The following is an 895-nucleotide window of genomic DNA, read 5'->3' on the forward strand; positions in this document are numbered from 1 at the left end:
GTACACCACCGTGCGCCGAAGCGCTGGTTCATTCCGGCGTAACGCGCGTAGTCGCCGCCATGACCGACCCTAACCCGTTGGTCGCAGGCAAAGGCTTATCCATGCTGGAAGCCGCCGGAATCCGTACAGAAAGCGGTTTGCTGGAAGCTCAGGCGCGCGAACTCAACCGCGGTTTCCTGTCGCGTATCGAACGCGGCAGACCGTTTGTCCGCCTCAAATGCGCTGCCAGTTTGGACGGCAAAACCGCTCTTTCAGACGGCCGCAGCTTTTGGATTACCGGCGAAGCGGCACGCGAAGACGTACAAATTCTCCGTGCCGAAAGTTGCGCCGTTTTGACCGGTATCGGTACCGTACTTGCCGACAACCCGAAACTCAACGTTCGCAGCTTCCCCACCCTACGTCAACCTGCGCGTATCGTCTTGGACAGCCGACTGCAAATCCCTTTGGACTGCCACCTCGTGACCGATACCGAAAGCCCGACCGTTATCGTTACCCTTTCCTCAGACGAACAACGTTTGCAGGCTCTGAGTGCATTTGAACATATCCGCATCATCAGGCCGTCTGAACACATCAACGGTCGCATCAATCTTCTTTCACTCATGCCGCAACTGGCAGAGCTTGGCTTTGGCGAAGTTCTGGTAGAAGCCGGCTCAACACTTGCTTCAGCCTTCCTGAAGGATGACTTGGTGGATGAAATCGTCCTCTACCAAGCGCCGAAACTATTAGGCGCAGGCAAACCTCTTTTCTCCATTCCTGAAAATCCGGCCGTCCTGCTTTCAGACGGCCCTTGGCAAAGTCAATCAGTAGAAATCATCGGGCAGGACATTAAATGGGTTCTCCGGAAAAAATCCACCTAATTGCCTCAGCTTGATAATTAAACCATTTTCAATAGAAT

1 protein-coding gene is annotated in these 895 nt (G+C 54.0%); it reads left to right on the forward strand.

Going from position 1 to position 895, the window contains the following annotated elements; translation table 11 throughout:
* Nucleotides 1-857, forward strand: an 857-nt coding sequence (gene ribD / locus ACTHUM_RS15550; protein ID WP_440403363.1) for a bifunctional diaminohydroxyphosphoribosylaminopyrimidine deaminase/5-amino-6-(5-phosphoribosylamino)uracil reductase RibD, incomplete at its 5' end; no start/stop codon positions are given.
* Nucleotides 858-895: the final 38 nt, after the last annotated feature.

The organism is Neisseria sp. P0021.S006, from assembly GCF_051956895.1.